Annotated in this window: 11 protein-coding genes and 1 pseudogene; 1 reads left to right on the forward strand and 11 read right to left on the reverse strand. The window is 58.4% G+C overall.

What is annotated here, in order from left to right:
• Positions 1–239: 239 nt before the first annotated feature.
• The 3 genes from ACOZHM_RS00455 to ACOZHM_RS00465 all read right to left on the reverse strand — a co-directional run bounded on the left by ACOZHM_RS00455 (position 240) and on the right by ACOZHM_RS00465 (position 8,018).
• Positions 240–6,635 (reverse strand): hypothetical protein, encoded by a 6,396-nt coding sequence (locus ACOZHM_RS00455; protein WP_421567001.1) that lies wholly within the window; start codon positions 6,633–6,635, stop codon positions 240–242.
• A 159-nt stretch (positions 6,636–6,794) separates the two neighbouring features.
• Positions 6,795–7,505: a hypothetical protein gene (locus tag ACOZHM_RS00460; protein ID WP_421567003.1), complete on the reverse strand. Its 711-nt coding sequence runs from the start codon at positions 7,503–7,505 to the stop codon at positions 6,795–6,797.
• Positions 7,506–7,697: 192 nt separating this feature from the next.
• A complete protein-coding gene (locus ACOZHM_RS00465) occupies positions 7,698–8,018 on the reverse strand; it encodes a hypothetical protein (RefSeq protein ID WP_421567005.1) in 321 nt (106 codons plus the stop codon).
• Between the two features lie 119 nt (positions 8,019–8,137).
• Here ACOZHM_RS00465 and ACOZHM_RS00470 point away from each other — a divergent pair, with 119 nt between their 5' ends.
• Positions 8,138–9,265, forward strand: a complete 1,128-nt coding sequence (locus ACOZHM_RS00470) for a helix-turn-helix domain-containing protein (protein ID WP_421567007.1) — start codon at positions 8,138–8,140, stop codon at positions 9,263–9,265.
• Here ACOZHM_RS00470 and ACOZHM_RS00475 read toward each other — a convergent pair.
• The 8 genes and pseudogenes from ACOZHM_RS00475 to ACOZHM_RS00510 form a co-directional block, all read right to left on the reverse strand.
• Complete coding sequence (locus ACOZHM_RS00475) at positions 9,251–9,877, reverse strand: DUF2306 domain-containing protein (RefSeq protein WP_421567009.1); 627 nt, start codon at positions 9,875–9,877, stop codon at positions 9,251–9,253. The two genes, ACOZHM_RS00470 and ACOZHM_RS00475, sit on opposite strands and share 15 nt — an antisense overlap.
• A 168-nt stretch (positions 9,878–10,045) precedes the next feature.
• On the reverse strand, positions 10,046–10,366 hold the full coding sequence (locus ACOZHM_RS00480) for a hypothetical protein (protein WP_421567011.1): 321 nt from the start codon (positions 10,364–10,366) through the stop codon (positions 10,046–10,048).
• A gap of 46 nt (positions 10,367–10,412) precedes the next feature.
• Positions 10,413–10,604 carry an IS3 family transposase gene (locus tag ACOZHM_RS00485; protein WP_421567013.1) on the reverse strand — a complete coding sequence of 64 codons (192 nt, stop codon included), beginning with the start codon at positions 10,602–10,604 and terminating at the stop codon, positions 10,413–10,415.
• Positions 10,543–10,848 (reverse strand): DDE-type integrase/transposase/recombinase, encoded by a 306-nt coding sequence (locus ACOZHM_RS00490; protein ID WP_421567015.1) that lies wholly within the window; start codon positions 10,846–10,848, stop codon positions 10,543–10,545. The genes ACOZHM_RS00485 and ACOZHM_RS00490 overlap by 62 nt, the downstream gene beginning before the upstream one ends.
• Positions 10,849–11,003: 155 nt before the next feature.
• Positions 11,004–11,228, reverse strand: a pseudogene (locus ACOZHM_RS00495) (IS3 family transposase); the annotation flags it as partial.
• A 485-nt stretch (positions 11,229–11,713) separates the two neighbouring features.
• Positions 11,714–13,213: a restriction endonuclease gene (locus tag ACOZHM_RS00500; protein ID WP_421567017.1), complete on the reverse strand. Its 1,500-nt coding sequence runs from the start codon at positions 13,211–13,213 to the stop codon at positions 11,714–11,716.
• A gap of 331 nt (positions 13,214–13,544) precedes the next feature.
• Entirely contained in the window at positions 13,545–17,315 is a 3,771-nt protein-coding gene (locus ACOZHM_RS00505) for a CHAT domain-containing protein (RefSeq protein WP_421567019.1), read from the reverse strand.
• Positions 17,316–17,982: 667 nt separating this feature from the next.
• A complete protein-coding gene (locus ACOZHM_RS00510; RefSeq protein ID WP_421567021.1) occupies positions 17,983–18,303 on the reverse strand; it encodes a hypothetical protein in 321 nt (106 codons plus the stop codon).
• Positions 18,304–18,550: the final 247 nt, after the last annotated feature.

Consider the following 18,550-nt stretch of genomic DNA (forward strand, 5'->3'; position numbering starts at 1 on the left):
CGGGCATCAGGCTTGTCCGGTGATAGGAAGGCCGACAGATGGCAGGCCCAGCTTGAGCAGGCGCACGGAGTAGCCCGGTCGGGCCAGCCAGCGTTCTTACATAATATACATTATGCGAAATTGGGTTTAGGGCTGGCTGCGTGGATCGGCCCTCGGGCCCCCACTCGTTTTCCTGATAGGAACAAGGTTAAGCATGACTGTTTTGCTTACGAGTAGCGTGCGACGAAACTCGTGATACGTCACATGCGCTGCGCCGAAGCTCTTAGGCGAGCGATAATGCCGCCCAGCGGGCCGCGCAGCGACCATTGTGTATCGCACATGGTGGTCAGAACGAAAAGGACATGGGTAGCCTGTTCGCTATCAAGCCCCTGTGCCATCAGGCGACGCGTAAGCGAAACCACTGCATGGATCCAGTCGCCCTCTCTATCAAACGCGCCATAAGCAGTAAGACCCGCATGCAGACGCACTGCGATGGGAAGATTGGGTCTATGGACCAAAAAATCCTCAACGGCTTTTGCAAGTTCAGCGTGTCGACAATCGGAAGCCGCCATGGCAAGAGTTACAACAATCTGGTGCACCACTCGTTCCTCGACCTCGGCCAAGGACGCATCAAAACTACGTAGTTTCGCCGCAATATCGGCCGCGAGGGTTTGAGGCGCCTTCCCAAAACCTACGGTGTGCGCAGCAACCAGCAATCGCTCATAGAGCGGCCTCTCGTGGTCCTCCAATAGGCTCGCAGTCTCTTCTATAAGTTGCTCAGGTAGCGGTGGCGCAAAGGCCGCGTCGCCTTCCAATGGCCCTGGCAATCCCGCTAGCCCTGCCCTCCACTTTGATGCAAGTGACCCCTCCGCATCTGCGAATATGAGCTCGCCAAGGCTCGAACCCTCGATCTCTGCACGTCGAACCTGTGCCGCATTCATTACCCGCCCTATCAATTCTTGCGACAGTTGACCTGGCTGAAGCAGATAGCCGTGCCAGCGTGGCTCCTGGACAAGATCGCATAGCGTTGCTGCCTGGAAACGAGGCGATGCCTGTGCAGCCCACTTCGAGATGGTCGGCAGCGACACGCTGGTGCGTAGCAAAACGCGCTCGACGAGAGCGGAGTGCGCGATACTTGCAGACCTGCGCCAGAATGGAGGTTCTGAGGCTAAAATTTGACCTGTGTTAAGCGTACAATCGATGTGCGCGATGAGGCTAGACTGCAACTGAAGGCGGTCGCTTGTAGCATCGGCATGCTCGGCCAGGAGCCGAATGCCTGTGGCAGCTTCAGTCGCAAACTCCATGACCAAGTCTTCACGGGATAGAAGCCCTTCCAGCAAACCGGTCAGCGACCACAGATCCAGCGCGTCCAACCACTCCACAAGCCACGATTTGAGCTCGCCGCACGGGGCCGACTTGATGGTCTGCAGGGGCACCAGATTTGAGTGAGCGGACACGAGGAGATCTAATTCAAGCCAATCCAAGCCAGGTCGGCCCGCCTCTGTTGTGCGCCGTGTTACGGCAAAGGCTTTCACGTTTTGGCTCCCACCCCGCGCGCCAACGAGACGCTCGAAATAGAGTCGCTCTTTAGGTACTAGGTCGCTTCCTTGCATTGAACCGCTTTGGAGCCAAGCCTCCAATCGTTCTGAGAACCCCCGAGCGGTGTATTTCAAGTCTTCTTCGAAGGTCTCCACTGAATCGACCGAAGGCTGGCTGAGGCGGTCCCACGGGATGTGCTGTTCTTGCACTCCGTGCGCACGATACAACGTGCGGATGTACTCCTCCCGAAGATCGTTTTCGCTGGATATGAGTTGTGCGTGGCTAATTTGGAATTGGCCAGTGCCCTCTTCCTCGTGCGCCCATACCTCTCCAGCTTCGTTGGACGTCAGGCGCCATCGCTTGCCCAAAGAATCCTCAACGGCGGGCGAAGTATCTTTACTGAAGCAGCTTGCAGCAGCTTCGTAGAGTTCTGGCATGTCAATCGACGGCTGCCCTTCCACGTGCAACGAAACGATTCGCTTCCGTCGCATACCGATGCTTTCGAGCAAAGCGGCGTCCGCTATCACGGCGTCGCGAACCGATGTTGGTAGCCAGCTGATCATTTCCACTGCCATCTTCAAGGCTAGCGAGTCCAGCATCTCTTCGGCGAGCTTGGTCTCCTGGTCGGCCAGTATCGCGCGTATAGAGGTAAGCTGCCGCTTGACCAGATCGACTAGAACGTCGAAGGTGAGCGGGCGCTGCTTTCTCAAATCTTGGAGATAGTCACTTTCAAGCCACTCCGCATAGCTATGCCGCTGTTCCTCTTGGAGCGTCAACGGCGCGATCAACTGCCACAGGAGCATCGCATCGATGTGGTTCCATCGCTCTGAATCTACCAGATTTGGCAACGATGGGCCGAATCCGTCTAGACGGGCCAAATCTAAGAGCCAAGAACACTGAGCGGCCACGACCTTACTAGCATTGGCGTCGTTCCAAAGCTGCACAATACTGTCCCGCACGACGCGACTATTGTGGACAAGCCAGGCCGTCTCCTCAGGTTGCTGTAGCAACTGTGAGAACTGCGCGAGCTGATGGTTCTCGCGCAGCGCCCTAGCCTGAAGCGATTCTCGTAGCTCGCCATCTTCCGCTTCACAGTCCCCGACTACAGCAACTAGCTCCTCTTTCGCGAACGGGATAAACACATACCCTGCATGCCTGAGCTCCGCGCGTGCCGAAAGCCAGTCGTCGAAATTGATGCTGCCCCTGTCCAATAGCAAGTCAAGTAAATCTAACGTCGAGACGGCAAAGACTTCCCGCCCCTGTCCGTCTTTCATTGACCGGTGACGGTTCCCAGCGCGGTCGTCCATCGCGACTGCATCAACCGTTTCGAGATTAGCGAACAGATCGAGCAGCATGACCAAGCTGCTGCCACCTTCGTTGGTCATGGCCTCGAACGCAGCTTGATCTCTGGCGTCGTCGCCAGCCTTTGAACGCGGCGCCGGTGGTCGGGGTAGAATCGTAAGCTTGGCGTTGCTGCCAGATTGCTTGAGCAAGTCGCGGATACGATCAAGTCGTGCAGTGACGGTTTGACTAACATCATCCGCGGCCTCATAGGCGTGCGCCTCCTCATGCACTGACTGATCAACCCAAAGCGTGAAGCCACCACGCACACAGGCATCGACTAGATCCAGATGCTCCAGGTAGTTCAGTGCAAGATCGGTCAACAACAATGCACTTCCGCGGTCGATCGTGGATTCGTCGCCCCAACCTTGGTCGACGTTCGATAGATACGCTTTTGCTCGCTCATAGTCCTTGCGGCCGATTGCGCCTTGCTTTGAGAGGGTTTCAACTACGCAGTGCAGACTGCGCATACTCTGCGAGCACTGGCTGACATTTGCAATCTCCTCACCAAGCGAATTCGGCCGGTACACAGGTGCCGTCTGAACCACGAACCACTTTCCAGTCCCCAGCCCACTCGCAGCGGCAGACGCCATAAGTTGGGGAATCTCATCTCCAAGCTCGGCTGCAATCGCGCGTGAATATTCGGCTGGGCGAGTCAAGACCTTAATCTTGGATCGAGAAAAGCTGCTGACAAGCTTCCTCGCAGCGGAGACCTTGCTGGGTTGGTGGTGGGGCGTCCGCTCGCGCTCCTTGAATATCCATGCCCCCAAAGAGTGGGGCAGCGCGACCGCCTCAAACGTGTTGAGCACGACCTCGAGCAAATCAAGCTCCGCCAGTGTCAGTAGGGCGGTCGTATCGAGCGCAATGCGATCTACGTTCTTGAAGACCTCCGTATCCCGTGCAGCTGCTGCAAAGGCAGGAATCGCAGTTCGCTGTCCCGGATCTCCTTCGCGTCGATTGTGCTCAGCCGTCGCTGGATAAAGCTTTGACAAAGTTAGGTTGAGCTGCTTGGCCGCAATTGCTTGGAACATGCTTGCTGAGGCAACCGCGCTCGCGACTTGCTCGTTCTTCTCTCTCCAGGCGGGTGCGGCTTCCGCCAGCTCTTTCAGGCTGCGACTCTGGATTGGGCCATCGACGCTCGCTGACTGCACTGCGAGGTTGAGCCAACGGGCGACGTCTGGGTCAGCTTCCCAATTGCCGCTAACTGCCAATGAATAGCCTTGAATCCATCGCTGTGCATCTGCGCCAGGGAGCTGCATGGCACGACGTGTCAGGACCTTTGAGAGGTGCGGCTTGTCGAGAACGACGGCAATGTGCGCCCACTGCAACAACGCTCCTGCGCAGAGGTTTGGGGCGGATTTGGCGCGTTCGAGTTGGGCGCCCAAACGGTCCCAATGGCCAGAATAGAGCGCAACTTGTTGTTCCAACGCGTCCAATTCGTTTGAAGGCAAATCCTGTTCGTGAGCGACACGCAGCACTTGGTCCCAGCGCCCCAAGTTGAAAAGTGCGGCGATAAACCTCCCTTGTAAGAGGGGCGAAGCGCGTGTGAGCTCCGGCGCGGCCAAGAGTTCAGCTATCTCTTCCCACCTGCCCTCCTTATCCAGCGCACTAGCTAGCGCTTCGGCATCGAGGTGAGAGCTGCTTTCATCGAAAAGCTCTCTAGCCAACGGCAGCGCGCGCTTCCATTGAGCGGTTCGCATCAGCGCCTCCAGAAGCTCCCGTCGCGCGCCTTCTGTGGGATCTTCCTCAACACGTCGCTGCAGATCCGCAATTTCGTTACCGCCGGTCTTCGCTTCGATCCAGCTCAGCAATCGGTCCCGCGGGTCCGAATCCATTACCAAGTGCTCCCGCAACCACGCGCGTGCGTCCTCTACGCGACCGCGAGCAATGAAAGCTCGGACAGCAAAACTGGCGAGGCCGGTCTCGGAGAAATGCTGACTCAACTCCTCGTTGAAAAGTTCCCAACGATCTAGCCATAGCGCCGGATCTGTCGCCATCAGAATAGCAAGGAGTGCTTCTGATTTTGCTGACGTGAGGCCTCCGAAGATCCCGATCTGCCTGGCCAGCTGGGCAAGAAGCACCTCCGTTTCTATCTCGACTCCCGCATTGATTGCCAACGCAACCCACTCAAAGCTATCGGGCTCAGCCGCGAGGCGTGACTCGATCTCCGCACGTGCTGGAATCTGGCGGCCAGGATCTTGAAGTTCCAGCAAAAGCGCGTACTTGATCGCGCTGGTTGCGCGAGCTGCCAGGCCATTCTCAGCAGCCCATATAGCAAAGCCTCGAAACTCGCGAACTGCTCTGTTTCGCCTAAACTGCGCCTCGGCGGTGTCGCGGAACATCACCTGCCCGAACAAGGGAACGCCATGAATTACCTCCTCACGCGTACTTGTTGTCGACGACAGACCCGTCAGTCCGAATCCCAGTCCCCAGCTCAAAGCGGGACACTCGCCTGAGGGCGGCGGTAGCTGAGCAATCCACGTTTCGACCTGGCTCCAGCGACAGGCTGAAAGCAGGTCGTTCAGAACAAAAAACCGCCCGTCTTCGTCCAAGTCGTCGGGTGGAATTTGGGTTTCCTCAATCCAGTCAAGGGCCGCCTCGGGAGATGTCTTGCGTGCCAAGAAATAGCGTGCTGTCATAGCCAGTTGGCTACGGGTGTCTTTCAAGGATTTGATCGCTGCCTGCGGGTCTGACTCGCCCATCCGGAGCGCCACGACGATTGAGTGTAGGTCGTCTTCATTCAATTCTCTTGCTTCAAGAATGGCGGCGTCCGCGTCTTCAGGTGCCTTATCGAGCAAGACGCGCGCACACCAATTCAACGCCGTGGCGCGAACGGGAGAAGTGCCTCCCTGTAACGAGCCACCGCGGCGCACGTCGCGCAACAGCGCGCGTGCGTCTTTGAGCAAATCCTCTGCCCCAACAAAAAATCTCGTCTCCCGGAGCCGCCTTGTACGCTCGATAATCTTGCCGTCGAAGTACGAAGGATCAACGCTCCGCGCCACTTCGGCAGCATACCTGAGGCTTTCGTGCTCGCCATGGAGCAGGAACTTTCCCATGGCATCCTGAATGAAGCGCTTAAGGTCCTTGTGAGTAAGAGCGCGATCAGCCTCGTCCTTCTGCGCGGAAGCGGTCGTAATGCGGTCAATGAGTCTAGGAAAGGCTATTCTGGCGCTGGTCGCGTCCGCGCCCGTTTCTTCATACGCGCGCTTCACGAACATCTCTTGCGCTTCGTACTTAACGCTCTCAGTGCTGGCCGCACTGTGTAGCCAAGTCACGGCTTGGATGATCTTTTTAGTGATCGTGCCGGCATCCTGCGCGCTTAGAAATCCTGCGAGTGCGCTGCCATCTTTGGCTAAGCCTTTCAAGGCGCGAATTAGTTCGACTGGATCGCCTCCTTGCTTGACTTCGTTCCAAACATCTACCCCCCTTCCTCCTCCGTCAAAAAGTGGGGGTCGCTCGTTGCCCACCGCAGCTGTCGTCAGGTAAACGAACCGTAGGTGGCGAGAAGGATGGTTCTCAATGTGGCGCACGACGTTGTCTATGAAGGGCAACGCAACTCTAAGTGTTAGTGGGTGCTGGACTCGACGCACTTGCGTGATAACGGCACCCGAATCATCCCGTGTGGCGTAGTCCTCGGCCGTCTCAATCTGTAGCACTTCAGATGGTTCAAGTCGCAACCAAGCCAGCGCAGTGGCGTAGTTCTGATATTGAAACCCGCCCTGAGCCGCCACCGCGTCGCGGCGGGAGAGACCAACCAATGGTGTGTCGGAATTCATGCGTGTTGGTAATCCACTTGGGATCGTAAAAGGATGTGACTAGGGGCAGAATACACTTCAGTATCTCAATCCGAACGCTGCTTTGACGTCCGAAATGCCCCGCCCGTAACCTGGATCGTGAGAGCGACTTTGTTGAGTGGGCTAGTGTAAAATTCGACGTTACGGGACATCTGGTGGCGTCGCAGGACGCCCGCGAGTGATCTCCAGCTTCTCGAACTCGCTAGCTGCCAGAAGTATTGTTTTCTTTCCTTCGGGATTCCACAACGCATACGTGTCGCCTAAACGGCCAATCAGGTTCAGTCCATCGAGCGTCTTGGATTTGAGTGTCACGCTTGCGAAGTATTCTCCCTCCCCTTTCACGATCTTTTGCGCCCGCTCAGTGCCCAACCAGTTTGATGCTACCGAAAAATACACAAGCATAACTACTGCATATGTTATCCAAGGCGAGTTTCTCGCTGCCTCGGGCACCACCGGGGAGAGCGTAACCACCACTAGGCAGACAACTGACAGTAAGGCACCTATCAGAATTGCCCAAGCGTTTGCCCACCAAATGATCGCTCCCAGCCCTAGCACTAGGAAGAATGGCGCAAGCCACACGAGGACTTTGCGATCTGGACTGATGCTGGTGAGCTTGCCCCCCAACCAGTCGCCCAACAAAATCGCAAAGAGCATTAGGCCGAGCGCTAATCCGATTCCCGCGAGCCCGGCCAACGCAATCTCGCCTACTGCAACAAACTGAAATGGATCAAGGCCAAATTCGCGCCAATATGCTTGAAGATATAATGCGCCTTGCACGAGCCCAAACGTTGCGAGAGCAGATCCCCATCCGGCGACGTCCGCAATCGACAGCTGCTTTTTTTGGCGCTCCATTGGCTAGCCCTCGTCCCAAGGCTCTAATATAGCTGTGCGAGCATCGTTGAGCCAGTATCGTCATAGCGAGGCATACGGTGTCGCTGCACAGGTCTCGTTTTCTGGCCATCGGTTACTTGGCTGATCATACCGTGAAGGTAGTCTATGACGGCAACCGGGGCGACGCTGCCGGCGCCCCGGTTGTTGCACCTCTTACCCGATCGGCCCCAGCTTCCAACTGCCCCCAGTCTTCTCGAATCGCACCATCGCCTTGGACAGCGCCTCCGGCGATGGGTCTGCCGCCAGGACAAACAGCTCACGCCCGACGCCCAGGTACATTCGCGTGCCGGGCTCAATGCCCAGCCCGCGCATCCACAGCCCCCTCGCCTTCAGACACGGAATGGTTGGACAGCCGGGATAGGTTTCGAGCCCCGAGTGATGAAGCGCATTGATCATTACGCTCTTCTGCGCGCGCCAGAAGCGCCCGAGACGGGCGCGGTGCTCGGCGGTCAAGTTCCTCCAGTCGTCGTACATGATGGTTCTCCCCTGTGCCCCTCCCCCGTGATGCCTGCCTTAACCTGCACGGGGCAACGCCAACGCGTGAAGGGCTGCTAAGCTTCCGCCCACGCCTTGCTGCCGGTCTGCTTCCTTACATGGACTCCTGGAACATTGTCTTCGCTATCGGGGCTGCGCAGGCCGCTTTGCTGGCGGCCGCTCTTTGGCGTTGGCAGGTCAATGCCGCGGCTAACCGCGTACTGGCGGTGTGGATCGCGCTGATTGGCATCGATCTGGCGTTGAAGGCGATGCATTGGGATGGTCACACTCCCGGCTTGTTGAAGGTGGACCGGTTCGTCGGCCTGTTCCCGTTCCTCTACGGCAGCCTGTTCTACGTCTACGTAAAGACGCTTACCAGAGTGACCGCACCAAGCTGGCGGGACACAGTGCATTTCGCGGGCTTCATCATTGTGGTGGTCATGCACGTGGGCGTGTTCTTTCCGGACCTGCTGCCGACGGAATGGGCAGTGGCGCGAGTGGTGGGAGGGCCAGCTGAGCCGAAGTGGTTTCGCTTGGACATTCTGCTTTACGCGTACAGCCTGTCATACGTTGTCGCCGGGCTGGCCGAGGTGTACCGCTACCGGCGAGAGTTGCGGCAGCGACGTTCAGACGCGGACAGAATGTCACTGCGCTGGATCGATGCCATGGCGGCCTCGCAGATCGCCATCTGGTCCATTGCAGCCTTGCACTGGTTCGTCAGCATTTCCTGGGTGAGTTACCCGCTGATCTTCGGCGCGGTCACGGCTTGGGTGTTCGTGGTTGGATACCTGAGCCTCCGCCAAGGTGCAGTGGTGGTCGAGGCGCTTCCAGAGCCACCGCCGGCCGTCGTCGATGCGACCCCTGACGCCGACGACCCGCGCTTTGGGGACGTTGAGGAGCGGCTGTCACAGCTGATGGATAGGCATCACATGTATCGCGAACCGGCCCTCACCGTTGGTCAGTTGGCCAAGCGTTGCGGGTACCCGGAATACCTGGTATCGACGGTCATCAACCGTCGCTTCCAGGAGAATTTCTGGGAGTACATCAACCGGCAGCGGATCGGAGCTGCGGCTCGCTGCCTTGCCGATGCCAGCGATACCAGAACCATTCTTGACATCGCCTATGCCTGCGGCTTCACCTCGAAGTCGACCTTCAACGCAGCGTTCAAACGCCAGCTGGGTGAAACGCCCAGCGCCTTCCGCAGATGTCATGCCGGCGCTGTTGTTTCGGAGTCACCGAGCGGTTGACAGTGTTTTCACCGTCGCCGCCCGCGCTCGTTGCCAGCGTAGCGCCAGTTCACAGGCGGCCAGGTTGAAGGTCCAGCAGCCCCACGCCGCGGCCAGATAGACCAGTGGAAATGGAACGTGCAGAACACCAAGCCCGACGCCCAGAATCAGCCGCAGCGTCATGGCCGACGCGGTGAGAGCGATGCTGCGCCACATCCAGTCCCGGTGCTTGACCAGATTGCCGGCAAGGGCGTAGCCGAGTCCGAGTCCAGTTGTTACGAGCCACACGACCCCCAGCAGTCCAAAGCCCAGGCCGGTAGCGGCACCCCCCTGTGCGTGGCGGGCCAGGGACAGACCTGCCAGACCCGCTATCAGTACCCCGCCCGCGTATAGGCCGCCGCTTATGCGGTGCAAGCGCGGGATGCGCCGCCGGACCCATCCGCTCATCTGAAGCGGGGCCAGCAACAGGGCCAGGCCGCCACCGAAGAAATGAGCGGGGACGTCCATGCCGGAAAGTGCAAACTTGGCATGCAGCGGATTGCCAGCCTCCGGTTTTAGTGCGTCCGAGAGGAAGGAGAATGCGTAGACCGATACGGCCGCGCACAGAAGGGTGAAGGCCAGGCTGGCAAACACGCGTGCTGCCCTGGGGAGCCATCGTGACATATCTGAACCTCTTGTCGAAGGAGGCCCTAGCGTCGTTCCAACGCGGGTAATGGTCGTCCGAACCGGCGGAATCGTACTTGCCGGCACGCCAAGGCGGCACGCGGGGCGGGGCTGCAAGCGCCCCGCTTGTTGCCTCTCTCACCCAACCGGCCCCAGCTTCCAACGGCCCCCAGTCTTCTCAAATCGCACCATCGCCTTGGACAGCGCTTCCGGCGACGGGTTTGCCGCCAGGACAAACAGCTCACGCCCGACGCCCAGGTACATTCGCGTTCCAGGCTCAATGCCCAGCCCACGCATCCACAGCCCTCTCGCCTTCAGGCACGGAATGGTTGGGCAGCCGGGATAGGTTTGGAGGCCTTCGTGATGAAGCGCGTTGATCATTACGCTCTTCGGCGCGCGCCAGAAGCCCCTGAGGCGGGCGCGTTGCTCGGGGGTCAAGTTCGTCCAATCGTCGTGCATGATGGTTGAACCTTCCTCCTGAAATCGGACGCCAAGAACTGGCGGGTCAGGCGGTGGCTTTCAATCGTCTAGCGTAATCGTTTGGCGACCGCAATCCGAGCGTTGAATGTAACCGGGTTGGGTTGTACGAGCTGTGGATGTAGTTCGCGATGGATCGTCGAACATCATCTTTTGTTTCATATTGGCCGGTGGCTTCTTCGTTCTTCAAGGTGGCAAAAGAATCTCTCGGTAACAACATTGCCCCAGCAGTTTCCTTTTCGAATCATGCTTGGCAACACGCCGTGCGTGGTCACAGTCCCACCGAAGGCACCGTTGATGTATTGGGAGCCGCGAGCAGGGTGGAACAGCAGTCCAGGCTGACCTAGGGACGCTGCCCGTGCGTTGAGGAATGCTTGTTGGACCAAGTCATCGGGCATCCTATCGGACAAGCTGTAGCGCAGTACATGGCGTGTCTGCAGGCTGATAACGGCGGCAAGATACATATCCAGCCTTCGCGGGTTGCCAGATAGGTGATGTCGCCCACCCACGCTTGCTGATCGCTTTTCACGGAAAAGCGCCGATTCAGGAGATTCTCGGCAGGCGAGCGACCCTCGCTGCGATGACTACTTCGCGGCCGGTGAGCGTCCTTGATCCTGCCGCTCAGGCCCTCTTCGGCCATCAGCCGTGCGACGCACTTGTGGTCCACAGCGCGGCTTCGTGCATGCAGCGCTCGGGCCAACCGGCGGCGACCATAGGTTCGGCGACTCTGGGCGTGAATGGCCCGTAGGTCTCCGCGCAGTACCGCGTCAGGGTCTAACGACGGCTCGCAAGCCTTCGCAGATCGTCGCGGAAGCCCGTGGCCGAAGCGTCTATCAGTCGGCACAGTAGGCGCACTGGATCGTTGGTCCGTTCACGAGCGACGAAGGCAAGCCTCACTTGGACTCGTTGGCAAGGAACGCCGTCGCTTTCTTTTTGGATGTCGCGCTGCATGCGCAGGGTGGCATTTCACGCCCTTAAGCGGCTCAGCTCGGCCTCGACCTCCGTTACCGGCTGGCGCGAAGGGGCGCGCAACGGCTGCCCCACGCGTGACGCTGTGAGCCAGTTCGCCAGCGGCTTCACAGCAACGTTGAGCTGCCGGACAGCGGCGATAGGCCCGATGGATTCAGCCAAGATGACGGCCTGGACCCTCTGTTCATCGGTGTAGTGACGTCGAGGGAGAGGGGGGCATAGGGAACCTCCAAGTGGGATTAAGTTATCGCTTCTTGGTGTCCGTTTCAGCAGGGCAGGTTCAAATTGATAGTCCTCCCGGCAGATTCTACTTGAGGAACTACACTGGCTGTCGACGCAGCTACCAAAGCCTCTGACATCTCAAGCATCGACAGCAATGGCCTTGAATCGCGAGATCTCACCGAACGGAAGTACGGCGGCGTTCTGGGTCGCAACGGGGAAGCGGCTCACCACGAAGTGCTTGATGTCACTCAACCCTAGCTCGCCCAAGAGTACTTTTTCACGCGTGCCCTCTTTGTCGAGCGCGCGCTGATAAGCGCGATCCAATCTGCGGTTATAGCGAACGAACTTCTTCACGTCCGCTTCGATCCTGTTCAGATCCACAAGGTTGTTCTTGCACTGGATGTTATAGATCACACCGTCGAGTGTAGCAACAACGTCGAACTCGGCATGTCCAACCCTTTTGATGTCTGTAACAGTGAACCCCTGGCGCCTGAGAGCTTCCTTTACCGAGTGCTCGAAGATGAACCCTGATCGGATCTGATAGCGGCGAACGCGGTTGAGGCAGGAGTTCTTCCAATGGTTAGCAAATCGGCTAAGCAGGGTGATGGAAGTGACCAACTCACCACCGACCCGATTAAATGGTGCATATGTGCTTGTGCTCTCGACGTAGTCCCCACTATCAACGACCAGCGCTTTCTTGAGGTGATCGGGCAGTCCGTGCTTGGAGCACAATTCATCAAACCGACCAGTTGTCAGTTGCACGTAGTACTCGTCCACGACCATCGGGAGTAGGCTACGGAAGAAGGCAGCCAGCTGCCCATACGTAGTCTGATCGAGGTTGAACTCCGCATATGCTGCGGCGATTAGTCCCAGATTGTTCTCCAGTTCCGCTTTGGAGAAAATTAGGCGGCGATTCACCGGCACATTCTTGAATTCAGCAAGGTCCACGCCGGCCATCTCGGTAATGGCCGTTCGCTCAGGCTCCAAGAAGAGCGAGTCGAGGGCATTGAAACCATGGCTTGCGGAAGCCCCTGCGTTGTCAACTTCCAAACTGAAGTCCGGATAGACCATCGACAGCATCAGGTTGTAATGCATGGTAGTCGTTCCCCGGCAAGCAGTCTCTATCAAATAGAGAAACTGATTGAAACCATCCACTTCGTGCAGTCGCCTTGAGCCATGGCAGGTTTTGGGGATCGTGTAAAGAAGGGCCAAGATATGCCGCCGCCGAGACTGGAGGTAGTCAATAGCCGATCCCACTGTTACCAACTCGCTGGCGCAGGGGACTCCATGCATTGCAAACGATCTAGAGATGGCGTGCAATTGCACAAGCGTCTTGAGCAAGCGCATCACCACCAAGCGTGAGAGGCGAGAGTCTAGACTTGCTTTGATCGAAACCATCTCTTGGGCGAACCCCTGCATGTCAAGCAGGTCAAGGCCAAGAACTTGGTACAACAGCGGTTCGCCTGCAAGCTCTACTGGCAGATTGATTAGCTCTTCGATTCCGCGGTACGTCGAAAACCAAGCCTTGAAAGTGCTGCGCGGCTCAAATGGTGCCAGCGCCGAAGCGATAGCTTTGTGTGAAAACGCTAAAAGTCGCTGGGCTTCTTCTTGCGCGGCGGCACCGGTGAACTTCTGCATCACCATAATTCGGTCCTTGGATAGTGCGCTGAATCGTGAGATAACGCGATTGTTTGTTTTGAGCCGCTGACTATATGGCGTAGAACCGCTATGAGAAAGGCTCCTATGAGCGGTTGGCTGCCGTTTCTACTTTTTCTGCTTGGCGTTCGGTCCCAAGGTCCCGCCGCCCTATCGCCTGGTTTGGCTGCGCTAGAACGTATAGAGAGTCCACTGCTGAGCCAATCGCATCTTATTGCAGAGCTGAGGCGATCAATGGCTTGCTTCGGTGACCAATGCCTAAGGACCGTTCCGAGTCCGCTCTTGAGTAGCCGTAGATCTCTGTCGCTGACACCTATGCTGCTGGCGGCTTTGTCAGCATCACATCGCCATACGCGGTCATCGCCATTGCGTACTGCGGTACGCGTCCGAATTTCACATCGACCGCGGCGTTGGCCGCAAAGGTCGAATCCAGCGCGGTCGCACCCCGCTCCCATTCCCCCATGAACGTTTCCAGCCAGTATCCCGAAATGATTGGTGTAATCGGCCACGGCGAGGCAATGACAACGCGCGAGCCGGCCATCAACAGGAGCTTTGGTAGGCCGATAGTTGTGTTGGCATGCGGGTGCCGATCAACACGGCCACCACTACAGATGAACAAGATCACAAGCTCAGTCCCGGCCAGAGCCTGAGTCAATGCTCGCGGCGATATCACCAACTCCTTCTCATCGCTCACCCGATGCAAAAAGCGACCATCGGTGCCGACACTACCATGTGCCGCGATCACGGCGATTTGTGCATCGACCAGATCCTTGGGTAGCGAACCATTGGTATCGACCTTAAAGCCGTGCCTCTGAAACGCCTCGTCCGTGCGCTGAATAACCGCAACCAAAGCACTGTTGCTGACTAGCTCGCCCGGGTCGGATATCCATGCCACGCGTCGGGCATATGTGATCCTTGGCCGAGCACGGGTGGAGTGCAGCCACGTCAGCGAGGGCACGTACCCAATGGCCTGGTGCTGTCCCCAGAATCCGTCCCCCTTGGCCATAAGGTTGAGCGGAATCTGGAGCAACGCCGGCTCGCCTACCACGACCAGCTTGGTCGTCTCCGGCAGCGGTATCGCCACGGGCGCCATGGTTACGAAAATCTCGTTGTTGCCCTCTTCGCGCTCGATCTTCCCGTATCGAAGCGGGTAATTGTCGCTCCAACTGGCTAGTGCATCACCAAACGATCCCGTGTCTCGGGACGGTCGCGCTACCGTATCGCCTTGCTCGGTGCAGGTCAGCACCGCTAGTTCGCCATCGATGTCCAAGCCCATCATCATGGCCGCTCCTGCTACAGAACGGATCTCATGCAGGCATTGCAAGGGCCAACTGACGTCCAACACGCGCTCGATAGCCACCGGATCCATTTCGCGATCGGCCAATAGCTCAATCGCGGTTGCTGCATGCTCGGCAGTCAGTGCGGGTTCAGATAGGATTCGTCGGGCGGCAAATTCAGCGGCTAGAAGATCTCCAGGCGCGTCGTCCGAATGTCGCGCCACTTCCACGCGATTATGCAGGCGTACCGCCTCTTCAATGGTCGGATGAGCGGCCGAGATCGCGTCCAGGTACGCTCGATCCACCGCCGTCACCTGCTCCATCGCCGCCACTTTAATCTGTTGGATGTCCTCAGGCACGACGCCACCTACGCTTTCGAACAATCCCATGGACTGCACCAGCAGTGCAAGGGCCGGGATCAGCTCCTCGCTCATTCCCTTGACCGAGACGCAGTGATTGGCCGTGTCTTGCACCATCTGCTCAAGCGTGGCCGGGGTACGGTCCTGCCTATCCATCAACCGCACGCCCAGCTCCAGCGATTGCATGCGGGCGCGTCCGGCCGGGGTGTCAGCGACCATTTCTTGCAGGCGCCTGAGAGGCATCAGCAGCTCGCGCGCGAACGTGAATAGGCCTATGTCACGAGCACTGCGGAACAGGGTGTAGGTCTCCCACCACAGCGTGGCGGCATCGACCGGCACATCTATGGAGAACGCAGACGAGAGACCGATAAGTGCATCCAGCGGATGCCGTGAGCGCTGATACAGGTCTGCATACGCGCCCCAAGCAAGCCGGCCTCTAATCTTGGAGGTGCCGGCAAGCTCAAGAATCTGCTCGGCCAAGTCGCGGCTTCGCTGCACCTTCCCATCCATCGCCCGACGGCTCGCGATCAGCCGGAGCATGTTTATGTCGGTGAGCGTGTCGGGGATCCGCTTTGCAAGCATCGCACCTACAAAGGCCACGTTTTCGACGTTACCGGCCTTGTCAGGCTCCCACGTTTCGACCAGGTAGTCGACCGCATCTGACATCGCATCCAGCAGTGCAGCCGGGTCGTCCTCGCCGATGACAGAGTCAGGCACTACCGTGCTTTTGACATCGATGACGCCTGATTGGCCCATCCACAGAGCAGCACGCCGCATGAACGTCTCAAACGCCTCAGGCGAGGCGGCCTTCATCACTGGAGGGGCGATGATCACGGCCACGGCACGTGTCGCCAGCTCTACCGTTTGCGTTACGAGCAAAGCAAGGCCCCAGCTGCCACTGGTCTCGACACTGAACAACCCGCGAAAGTATTCCCGCAACTCTGGATCATCTGGGTGTGCGGCGACGTAATCGCGCAGCCGATGGAATACCTCATTGTAGAAACCTGCCTCGTGTACTTCTGTTCTTTCCAGCAGTACACGCTTCAGCGCGGCAATCAACATCCAATTAATGCGCCTCGCATGTGCCCCGCGTGTGGACGTCTGTATTGCCAGCGCGATAGCATTGTCCGCCTCATTGAGAGCCAGAAGCCGGTGCGCCCCGCACAGCCTTGCAAAATCGCGCTGGTCGGCCGACCAGGGTGCGCTTAGCTCGACCAGCGTCTCTACCCCTTTAGCAGAGAGATCGCACAATGAGTTGGCAATGATGGCATCGTGGCTTGCAAGTGTCAGGTGGCGGATCACACCGCCGGTCCGATCACCGGATACTTCCCGACTCCAGCGAATCAGCAAGCGCTCCCGATAGTCCATTAGGGCCTCACTGTCCGGATACAGCGTCCGTAGGCGCTCATAGACCAGTACTTCCAGCTCGCTATCGTCCAGCCCTGTGCACGAACCCAGGGCGCGCGCGAGGTGGGACTCCTCGGTCACTTCGTGTATTCCCTGCCTGATGAGTGACTTCGCCGATTCGGCATCGCCTCCTTCCTGCGCCATCCACCCAAAACGGACCGCGCTTTCGGCCGGAACTTTGACACCGCTGGCAAGCAGCGCGCGGATTTCCTCAGCCGCCCGCTCCCGTTCCTTTCCCCGAAAGAGTACTTGGATACCCAATTGGCGCTTCATGCTTGCACTAAGTTCAGACGCCTCGATGTGCGCAAGCGCCTCCCGCGCACGCCCCGTTTCCGCTAGGGCCGCCCAGTGCTGCATGTGATTTACAACAAAGGCGTTCTGTTGCACATCGTCTTCATAACCAAAGTTGGCGACGTCCAGGTCCTCGATTGCATCAATCGCAGCCTTGTTGTCGTCCCGCATCAAGAGCGGACCGGGGATACTGAACATGATGGCGCTTTCATTGGCGTATACATGCTCAATGCAGCCTGGAAGCCATGCGCTGACGTTGGGTACCCAGATGTCCTCCGCCAGTAGCACTGTGGCCCGCCCATGCGGCGCACCGGCCGCGGCACGGGTATCCCGATAGATCTCCGCCATTGGCACCAAGATGAAGTCTCCATCGGATCGCGCCACGTGGGCGAGCAACGACACGGCGTTCACGTCGTCGCAGCGCACGATCGTCACGCGCCTTTTGATAGCGTTCACTTCATCGGTCAGCAGTTGTGAGCCTCGAAGCTCGCTGCCGCCTTGCGAGATCAGCGCGATGATTTCGTCATCGTGCTTTGCCCAGGCGGCCGTGGGCGGCGCGATGATTGCCACGCGCGGGAAGGAGGGCGTACCGTCGGGGGATTCGCACATCAGAATATGCGCCGTTGTCCTACCTACCGCCAGGTCGGTATCGACACCGATCAGCAACGTGGCGCGCCCAGCGGCTCCCCTATAAATTTCAGCAGGATCAAAGCCAGACAGGCGCGATGGGGTGGTTGTACTTGATGTCATGCGACTTCTCCTTGTCTATGGACTGCAGGTTGTTGACGTATTCTGTTATTGGACCGATCGCGGAGCAAGACAATGCTATCGGCGGCCATACTGATATAGCGTTATGGGCTGCGGACTGAAATGCTATAGGGTGTTGTCGCCAGGCAGATTACAGCCTCCCCTTTCGCCGTCCTTTGCGCTTCCTTACCCAGCGAAGGATAAGCGCGGCATGTTGACGGACTTGATTACCCGAGCCATTTGCGACACCCGCCGACCTTGATGCTGCGCCGCCGATTCTTTCTAGCGAGCTGCCATCCGCTACCTCCGATGAATCGTCCTAGTCACCAGAACCCTATGCTTGTGAGTGTGTATTGAAGTTGAGTTGGTGAAAGTGCGGGGTGGAGTTCTGGCGCCTCCATTCGACGTCGTACTCACCATTGAATTGTGCACCTGCTTATTAGCAGTGGGTTGTGGCGGGCGTGCAGGACCCGTGGTCGTGTGAATCTGTGAAGCCGCAATCGACGACATCAACATGCCAATCGTAGGCATCGATAAACGAACGTCCAGTTACCTCCCGCCTTCGTCCGTACCTATACTGCACAGAATCGGGGAGCGCTGCCATAGGGCGTCCCCCGACACGCTTCAACGCTCCGGTGCGGCGCTGCTGCCGCACCTCTCAACGCACAGGTCAACCAACCGGCCCCAGCTTCCACCTGCCGCCAGTCTTCTCGAATCGCACCATCGCCTTGGACAGCGCCTCCGGCGACGGGTCTGCCGCCAGGACAAACAACTCACGCCCGACGCCCAGGTACATCCGGGTTCCAGGCTCAATGCCCAGCCCGCGCATCCACAGCCCCCTCGCCTTCAGGCACGGAATGGTTGGGCAGCCGGGATAGGTTTCGAGCCCCTCGTGATGGAGCGCATTGATCATTACGCTCTTCGGTGCGCGCCAGAAGCCCCTGAGGCGGGCGCGTTGCTCGGGGGTCAAGTTCGTCCAGTCGTCGTGCATGATGGTTCTCCTCTGTGTTCTCCCTCGCCGGGATGGCGAGGGAGTCGGGAGGTTCAGAACCGTGAAACAAACAAAAACGGTGCGACGTGTTTCCACGAGGGTGTTGTATTCCGCCACCCTCCCGACACAGGACGTCCAACATGCAATGTTTGTTTCGGGTTCTGACACCCAGGCACACCATGCGACAGACGCGAGAGTACTGGAACTCGACGCCGCCCGGTCGCGGTTCACGGCATCAATGGGGTTG

The organism is Stenotrophomonas sp. PD6 (assembly GCF_049199305.1).
Classification (GTDB): Bacteria; Pseudomonadota; Gammaproteobacteria; order Xanthomonadales; family Xanthomonadaceae; genus Stenotrophomonas.

Bases quoted from the DNA above. Each gene is read 5' to 3' on its own strand.
- ACOZHM_RS00500 (WP_421567017.1), bottom strand. From the start codon at position 13,213: ATGCAGAAGTTCACCGGTGCCGCCGCGCAAGAAGAAGCCCAGCGACTT.
- ACOZHM_RS00510 (WP_421567021.1), bottom strand. From the start codon at position 18,303: ATGCACGACGACTGGACGAACTTGACCCCCGAGCAACGCGCCCGCCTC.
- ACOZHM_RS00460 (WP_421567003.1), bottom strand. From the start codon at position 7,505: ATGGAGCGCCAAAAAAAGCAGCTGTCGATTGCGGACGTCGCCGGATGG.
- ACOZHM_RS00470 (WP_421567007.1), top strand. From the start codon at position 8,138: ATGGACTCCTGGAACATTGTCTTCGCTATCGGGGCTGCGCAGGCCGCT.
- ACOZHM_RS00455 (WP_421567001.1), bottom strand. From the start codon at position 6,635: ATGAATTCCGACACACCATTGGTTGGTCTCTCCCGCCGCGACGCGGTG.
- ACOZHM_RS00485 (WP_421567013.1), bottom strand. From the start codon at position 10,604: ATGTTGTTACCGAGAGATTCTTTTGCCACCTTGAAGAACGAAGAAGCC.
- ACOZHM_RS00490 (WP_421567015.1), bottom strand. From the start codon at position 10,848: ATGTATCTTGCCGCCGTTATCAGCCTGCAGACACGCCATGTACTGCGC.
- ACOZHM_RS00505 (WP_421567019.1), bottom strand. From the start codon at position 17,315: ATGACATCAAGTACAACCACCCCATCGCGCCTGTCTGGCTTTGATCCT.
- ACOZHM_RS00465 (WP_421567005.1), bottom strand. From the start codon at position 8,018: ATGTACGACGACTGGAGGAACTTGACCGCCGAGCACCGCGCCCGTCTC.
- ACOZHM_RS00480 (WP_421567011.1), bottom strand. From the start codon at position 10,366: ATGCACGACGATTGGACGAACTTGACCCCCGAGCAACGCGCCCGCCTC.